Genomic DNA, 6,563 nt, shown 5'->3' on the forward strand with positions numbered 1-6,563 from the left:
TGGATGACTATGGCCATCACCCGACCGAGGTGGCTGCAACGATAGCTGCAGTGCGCGCGGCGTGGCCAGAACGGCGTTTAGTGATGGCATATCAGCCACACCGTTTTACCCGTACCCGTGATCTATATGAAGACTTCGCCAAAGTGTTGTCAACGGTAGACAAACTACTGCTGCTGGAGGTTTACAGCGCAGGTGAAGCGCCGATCGCCGGTGCTGACAGCCGCAGTCTGTGCCGCTCTATCCGTGCCCGTGGCACGCTTGACCCGGTATATGTTGCCGAGCCTGATGAATTGGCGCCCAGTCTGGCAGATGTACTGCAAGACGGTGATGTTGTGCTGACGCAGGGCGCGGGCAATATTGGCAGTCTGGTTAAAAAGCTGGCCGCAATGCAGCTTAATATCAATTTATTAAAAGCCAGTGCAGGAGATAAAGCATGAGCAGTAAACCCAATGCTTTTGGCAAAGTCGCGGTAATGTTGGGCGGCACCTCGGCCGAGCGCGAGGTGTCATTGCGTTCAGGCAATGCAGTATTAAAAGCCCTGCAGTCTGCGGGTGTTGACGCTTTTGCATTTGACCCACAAAGCCAGTCTCTGGCTGAACTCGCTGCCAGTGGTGCCCAGCGCGTGTTTATTGTACTGCATGGTCGCGGTGGTGAAGATGGCACCATGCAGGGCGCGTTGCAACAATTGCAGCTGCCTTATACCGGCAGTGGTGTACTGGGCTCGGCGCTGGCAATGGATAAAATTCGTTGTAAATGGCTGTTTCAGGCCCAGCAGTTGCCAACGGCAGCTTTTGCTGTGGTGCACAGCAACGATACCGATTTTGCCGGCTTGCTGGCGAGCCTGGGTGGCAAGGTAATGGTTAAGCCGGCTAATGAAGGTTCCAGCATAGGTATGAGTGCCGCCTCAAGTGCAGCTGAGCTGGAGCAAGCGATCCACGCCGCACTGAAATACGACAGCGAAATTCTGGTTGAACGCTGGATTAACGGCCGCGAGTTTACCGTCGCCATTTTAAATGGCGAAGTGTTGCCGGTAGTGGAAATGCGCACACCGCGCGCGTTTTATGATTATGAAGCGAAATATCAGGCCAACAGCACTGAGTATTTATGCCCGGCACCGCTTAGCGCTGAGCAAACTGCCGCTATGCAGCAAACTGCACTTAAAGCCTTTAATGCCGTTGGTGCGTCGGGCTGGGGCCGCGTCGATATCATGCTGGACCAAAGCGGCCAGCATTATTTGCTTGAGGTTAACACTGTGCCCGGCATGACCGAAAAATCGCTGGTGCCGATGGCGGCAAAAGCGGCAGGGCTCAGCTTTAACGACTTAGTACTGGCCATTCTGACTCAGGCACAAGAGGCAAGATAACGATGAACTGGCAACTGCCCACCTTACAACTGAAACAACGCCCGGCATTTTATGCCGGTGTGCTGTTTTTTGTTGTTGCGCTGGCAGGGCTGGTTTGGGCCGGGCTGAAAATCAGCGACTGGGTGCAAAGTAAACAAAGTGCGCCAGTACGGCAGGTAAAGTTGTATGGCGATTTTGAGCATATTGACGCCAGGCAGCTGCACCGGATATTGCAAAAGCAGTATGTGGGTAACTTTTTTAGTGTGAACGTGGATCAGGTGCAGCAGTTCCTGTTGCAACAACCCTGGGTATATCAGGTAGCCGTGCGCAAACAATGGCCTGATGCTCTGGTGGTTGTAGTAACAGAACAACAGCCGGTAGCAATCTGGAATCAGCAGCAACTTCTAAATACACAGGGTGATGTATTTGTGGCGCCCTTAGAGCAGCTGAAAACGGAACTGCCGATGCTAACCGGCCCCGACGGCAGCCAGCAGGATGCACTGTCCATGTTCCACCATATGCAGGGCTTGCTGGCCCTGCATAAATTTAATGCCGTGGCGCTTGGGCTGACCGAGCGTTTTTCCTGGCAGTTAGACCTCAGCAACGGTGTAGCACTGAAACTGGGGCGGGAAGATACATTAAAACGGCTACAGCGCTTTATTGAGTTGTATCCGGTGATCAGTAAACACAAAACCGAAGCCGTAGCCGAAGTGGACTTGCGCTATGACACCGGGGTAGCGGTGCGCTACAGCACTGAACAAAAGAGAAAAGCATGACTAAGTCGTTAGATAGAGATCTGATCGTTGGCCTGGACATTGGCACCGCGCAAATCAAAGCGGTGGTGGGCGAAATTACCGCCGACGACAAGTTGAGTATTGTCGGTGTGGGCACCCATGTCTCCCGTGGTATGGATAAAGGCGGCGTTAACGATTTGAACCTGGTGGTACAGGCGGTACAGCGCGCGATAGACGAAGCTGAACTGATGGCCGATTGTCGGGTATCGTCCGTGTATTTAGGCATCACCGGTAAGCATATCCGCTGCCAGAACGAAAGCGGCATGGTGCCGATTAACGATACCGAAGTGACGGCAGAAGACGTTTCAAACGTGATCCATGCCGCTAAATCGGTGCCTATCTCTGCCGAGCGACGCATGCTGCATGTGCTGCCACAAGAGTTTTCAGTCGATATGCAGGAAGGCATCAAAAGCCCGGTCGGCATGTCTGGTGTGCGGATGGAAGCACGGGCACATATTATTACCTGCGCCAATGATATGGCGAAGAATATCGAGAAATGTGTCGAGCGCTGTGGTCTGCAGGTTGACCAGCTGATTTTTACCTCGCTGGCATCAAGCTTTGCCGTGTTAACGGATGATGAAAAAGAGTTGGGTGTTTGCGTGGTCGATATGGGCGGCGGCACTATCGATATCTCAATTTATACCAACGGCGCGCTGCGTCACACCGCGGTGATCCCAGTCGCCGGTAATCAGGTTACCAGCGATATCGCCAAAATTTTCCGCACCCCAATCAGCCATGCTGAAGAGATTAAAGTGCAGTACGCCTGCGCGCTGCGCAGCATGGTAGGTAAAGAAGAAAGTATTGAAGTACCCAGTGTGGGCGGGCGTCCGGCCCGGTCGATGTCGCGTCACACGCTGGCAGAAGTGGTAGAGCCACGTTATCAGGAACTATTTGAGCTGGTGCTGGAAGAAATTCGCAGCTCTGGCCTGGAAGAGCAGATAGCGGCGGGCGTGGTATTGACCGGCGGTACCGCCAAAATGGAAGGTGCTGTCGAGTTTGCAGAAGACATATTTCAGATGCCGGTGCGCGTAGGTCAGCCTATGCATGTTACCGGCTTAAAAGAATACGTACAGGACCCAGCGTACGCCAGTGTGGTTGGGTTGTTGTTGTACGGCAAAGATGCGCGCACTCAGCAGAAAAAAGTGGCAGATGTGCGTGATTCAGTAGGCAGTTTCGTCAAACGGATCAGCAGCTGGTTCAAAGGCGAATTTTAAACTAAGCGTAGAAACGGAGAGAGAGCTATGTTTGAACTAATGGAAAACCACAGCGAAGAAGCTGTAATTAAAGTAATAGGTGTTGGTGGCGGCGGCGGTAACGCTGTTGAGTATATGGTTGCCAGCAATATTGAAGGTGTAGAGTTTGTTGCGGCGAATACCGACGCTCAGGCACTGCGTAATTCATCAGCCAACATTACGCTGCAGTTAGGCGCTAATGTGACTAAAGGTTTAGGCGCTGGCGCTAACCCGGAGATTGGTCGTCGTTCAGCAGAAGAAGACCGCGAAACCATCAAGAAAACCATTCAGGGTGCTGATATGGTGTTTATCGCTGCCGGTATGGGCGGTGGTACAGGTACCGGTGCAGCGCCAATCGTGGCCGAAGTGGCGCGTGAACTGGGTATTTTAACCGTGGCAGTGGTGACCAAGCCGTTCCCGTTCGAAGGTAAAAAGCGTACCGCTTTTGCCGATGAAGGTATTCTGGAACTGAGCAAGCATGTTGACTCGTTAATCACTATTCCTAACGACAAGCTGTTAAAGGTATTAGGAAAAGGCACCAGCTTACTGGATGCATTTAAAGCGGCGAATAACGTACTGCTTGGCGCAGTACAGGGTATTGCTGAGCTGATTACCCGTCCGGGTTTAATCAACGTTGACTTTGCTGACGTGCGCACTGTTATGTCTGAAATGGGTACTGCGATGATGGGCAGTGGCCGCGCATCAGGCCCGGACCGTGCAGAAGAAGCCGCAGAGCAGGCCATTTCAAGCCCGCTGCTGGAAGATATCGATTTATCTGGCGCTAAGGGTATTCTGGTTAATATCACTGCCGGCCTGGATATCAGCATCGAAGAGTTTGAAACCGTTGGTAACGCGGTAAAAGCTTTTGCCTCTGAAAACGCGACAGTGGTTGTGGGCGCGGTGATTGACCCCAATATGCAGGATGAGCTGCGCGTAACAGTAGTGGCGACCGGTATTGGCGCAGATCGCCGTCCGGATATCAGCCTGGTGCCAAACAGCCGTCCGGAGCCGATGCCTGTATACGTGCAGCAAGGTAACACTATGCAAAAAGCTGCCCAGCAGCCCATGCGTGATGAAGCGCCGGCAGTAACAGCGAAGGCGCAGCCAGAGAGCAAAGCGAATATCGATATTTTTGATATTCCGGCATTTTTACGTAAACAGGCTGACTAACGCTATACTGGGTATAGCTAAAATCAGCGGCAGGGCCGACAGCAGAGTTAAGCTGCTGTTCAGTGGAATTTGGCATAATTGCCACATTATGCTATGCTTCGCCGCCATTTTGTGATTGCTTATTATTTGAGCAGGAAGAAATTATGATTAAACAACGTACCATCGACAAGACAGTCAGCTCCATTGGAGTAGGATTGCACAAAGGCGAAAAGGTTACGCTTACTCTCCGACCTGCGCCGGACAACACGGGTATCGTGTTCCGTCGTGTGGACCTGGATCCTGTGGTCGACTTCAAAGTAGCGCCTGAGTTAGTGGGCGATACCGTGATGTGTACCTGTTTAATCAATGAAAATGGCGTGCGGTTATCCACCACTGAACATCTGATGGCGGCCATTGCCGGGCTGGGTATTGATAACTTGGTTGTAGAAGTTGACGCTGCTGAAATTCCCATTATGGATGGCAGCGCAAATCCCTTTGTTTACCTGTTACTGGAAGCAGGTGTTGCCGAGCAGCGCTTAGCGAAAAAATTTATCCGTATTAAGAAAGCGGTACGGGTTGAAGACGGTGACAAATGGGCCGAATTTAAGCCTCACCACGGTTTTAAAATTGATTTTGCCATCGAATTTAATCACCCCGTTATCGCCGAAACCACGCAGCATATGCTGATGGATTTTTCTGCCGCCGGCTTTATTAAAGACATCAGCCGGGCCCGTACTTTCGGGTTTTTGCATGAAGTCGAGTACCTGCGGGCAAACAATCTGGCACTGGGTGGCAGCTTTGATAACGCCGTCGTGCTGGATGAGTACCGGGTGTTAAACCAGGACGGCCTGCGCTACGAAGACGAATTCATCAAGCACAAGATCCTTGATGCCGTCGGCGATTTATATATGGCCGGTTATAGCATTCTGGGCGAATTCAAAGCCTTTAAAACCGGGCATGCACTGAATAATCAGTTGCTGTGTGCGGTATTAGCAAACCAGGAAAACTGGGAATTTGTGACCTTTGAAGATAAAGCGCAAATGCCTATTTCTTATCTGGCGCCGCAACTGGCATAGAGTTGAAGCTAAAAACAACAAAACCCGGTTATTACCGGGTTTTGTTGTTTTTAGCTTCTGCGTTTTGGGCCAGTTTCAGCAGCGCCTGTTTTAAGGCACCGTCGGTGTTTTGTGCTACAGACAGCAGGGCCGTCGCGGCAGAATCTGATAATTGATGGCTGTTTTTTTGAGGTATCGGCACATTCGGCTTGTTAATCTGGCCATTGGGAGAGGCTTCAATGTCAATTCCAGCCAAATCAGGCAAGATTTTTCGGCGAAAATTGTCTAGAATGGCGTCGCGCTGCAATTTTAAACGGGTTAGCCAGGGCGCAGAGGCAGATAAAATAACGGCCCGGCCATCGCGGATACAGCTAACCTGGCAAAAACTAAGTTGCTCCAGTTGTAATACCTCAGCCAATACCTGATTCAACTGTTGCACCAGGGCAACCTGCTGTTGTTGCGACGCCAGGCTACTGTGCGACAGCACTTTGCTGATATCGAGCGGCTTCTGCGTATAGCGGGCCATTGGCGTTTACTACCTGCTGCGTTGGTAACATAAGCGCAGTGTAGCAGCTTATGTCTGCGGCGAGAATGATGCACCTTGAAAGCGTTAGCATCGGGCACCATATCTGGCGTAATATGCTGGGGTTTTAATATTTTTACTGGCTGAGCCAAGCGCCGCCGGGGCTGCACTGCAGTTTTAACTTAACATGGTATTTGGATAATGTTTGGAAAACTTTTTACCAAATTATTTGGTAGCCGCAACGACCGCTTCTTAAAAAAATTAGAAAAGCAAGTACAGCAGATCAATGCGTTAGAGGCAGAATTTGAAGCCTTATCCGACGACCAGCTGAAACAGAAAACCTCCGAATTTAAAAGTTTGTTAGCCAGCGGCAAAACGCTGGATGACATTCTGCCACAGGCATTTGCCACAGTGCGTGAGGCCAGTAAGCGTGTATTTGGTATGCGTCACTTCGACGTGCAGTTGATG

8 protein-coding genes are annotated in these 6,563 nt (G+C 51.2%); 7 read left to right on the plus strand and 1 reads right to left on the minus strand.

Going from position 1 to position 6,563, the window contains the following annotated elements:
* The 6 genes from VIN66_RS02405 to lpxC form a co-directional block, all read left to right on the plus strand.
* A partial coding sequence (locus tag VIN66_RS02405; protein ID WP_331922507.1) for a glutamate ligase domain-containing protein occupies window positions 1-437 on the plus strand: 437 nt, incomplete at its 5' end.
* Complete coding sequence (locus tag VIN66_RS02410) at window positions 434-1,363, plus strand: D-alanine--D-alanine ligase (protein WP_331922508.1); 930 nt, start codon at window positions 434-436, stop codon at window positions 1,361-1,363. The genes VIN66_RS02405 and VIN66_RS02410, both read left to right, overlap by 4 nt.
* A 2-nt stretch (window positions 1,364-1,365) precedes the next feature.
* Window positions 1,366-2,118 carry a cell division protein FtsQ/DivIB gene (locus VIN66_RS02415; RefSeq protein WP_331922509.1) on the plus strand — a complete coding sequence of 251 codons (753 nt, stop codon included), beginning with the start codon at window positions 1,366-1,368 and terminating at the stop codon, window positions 2,116-2,118.
* On the plus strand, window positions 2,115-3,350 hold the full coding sequence (ftsA, locus tag VIN66_RS02420) for a cell division protein FtsA (protein ID WP_134052269.1): 1,236 nt from the start codon (window positions 2,115-2,117) through the stop codon (window positions 3,348-3,350). The genes VIN66_RS02415 and ftsA overlap by 4 nt, the downstream gene beginning before the upstream one ends.
* Window positions 3,351-3,377: 27 nt before the next feature.
* Window positions 3,378-4,538: a cell division protein FtsZ gene (gene ftsZ, locus VIN66_RS02425; RefSeq protein WP_134052267.1), complete on the plus strand. Its 1,161-nt coding sequence runs from the start codon at window positions 3,378-3,380 to the stop codon at window positions 4,536-4,538.
* A 143-nt stretch (window positions 4,539-4,681) separates the two neighbouring features.
* Complete coding sequence (gene lpxC / locus VIN66_RS02430; protein ID WP_134052265.1) at window positions 4,682-5,593, plus strand: UDP-3-O-acyl-N-acetylglucosamine deacetylase; 912 nt, start codon at window positions 4,682-4,684, stop codon at window positions 5,591-5,593.
* 31 nt (window positions 5,594-5,624) lie between these two features.
* Here lpxC and VIN66_RS02435 read toward each other — a convergent pair whose 3' ends face one another.
* Window positions 5,625-6,098 carry a DciA family protein gene (locus VIN66_RS02435; protein WP_134052263.1) on the minus strand — a complete coding sequence of 158 codons (474 nt, stop codon included), beginning with the start codon at window positions 6,096-6,098 and terminating at the stop codon, window positions 5,625-5,627.
* A 198-nt stretch (window positions 6,099-6,296) separates the two neighbouring features.
* Here VIN66_RS02435 and VIN66_RS02440 point away from each other — a divergent pair.
* Window positions 6,297-6,563 (plus strand): hypothetical protein (locus VIN66_RS02440; protein ID WP_331922510.1); only part of this gene is annotated, 267 nt, incomplete at its 3' end.

Source organism: Rheinheimera sp., assembly GCF_036568245.1.
In the GTDB taxonomy this organism is placed as follows: Bacteria; Pseudomonadota; Gammaproteobacteria; order Enterobacterales; family Alteromonadaceae; genus Alishewanella.

Coding starts and splice junctions, on each gene's coding strand:
- lpxC (WP_134052265.1), top strand. CDS start 4,682: ATGATTAAACAACGTACCATCGACAAGACAGTCAGCTCCATTGGAGTA.
- ftsZ (WP_134052267.1), top strand. CDS start 3,378: ATGTTTGAACTAATGGAAAACCACAGCGAAGAAGCTGTAATTAAAGTA.
- VIN66_RS02415 (WP_331922509.1), top strand. CDS start 1,366: ATGAACTGGCAACTGCCCACCTTACAACTGAAACAACGCCCGGCATTT.
- VIN66_RS02435 (WP_134052263.1), bottom strand. CDS start 6,098: ATGGCCCGCTATACGCAGAAGCCGCTCGATATCAGCAAAGTGCTGTCG.
- ftsA (WP_134052269.1), top strand. CDS start 2,115: ATGACTAAGTCGTTAGATAGAGATCTGATCGTTGGCCTGGACATTGGC.
- VIN66_RS02410 (WP_331922508.1), top strand. CDS start 434: ATGAGCAGTAAACCCAATGCTTTTGGCAAAGTCGCGGTAATGTTGGGC.